The organism is Marinimicrobium sp. UBA4209, assembly GCF_002381585.1.
Taxonomy (GTDB): Bacteria; Pseudomonadota; Gammaproteobacteria; order Pseudomonadales; family Cellvibrionaceae; genus Marinimicrobium; species Marinimicrobium koreense.
Genome location: NZ_DFTP01000103.1, coordinates 20,438 through 20,642 on the forward strand (window position 1 = coordinate 20,438; position 205 = coordinate 20,642).

A 205-nucleotide genomic window follows, 5' to 3' on the forward strand; every position below is an offset into this window, starting at 1 on the left:
ACATCACCGAGTCGGCGGTCGAACTTCAGCCCGCCTCCCAGGACATCTGGGACCAGAAATACCGCTTGAAAGACCACCAGGACCAGCCGGTGGATCAGACCATCGATGCCACCTGGGAGCGGGTCGCGCAGGCGCTGTCCGAAATCGAGCCCAAGCGCAAAGCCCACTGGCGCGAAGAGTTTCTCTGGGCGCTGCGCAACGGCGC

Annotated in this window: 1 protein-coding gene; it reads left to right on the forward strand. The window is 63.9% G+C overall.

The window, feature by feature from the left end; translation table 11 throughout:
• The coding region (locus B3187_RS14905; RefSeq protein WP_286807260.1) for a ribonucleotide reductase N-terminal alpha domain-containing protein at positions 1 to 205 on the forward strand (205 nt) is incomplete at both ends.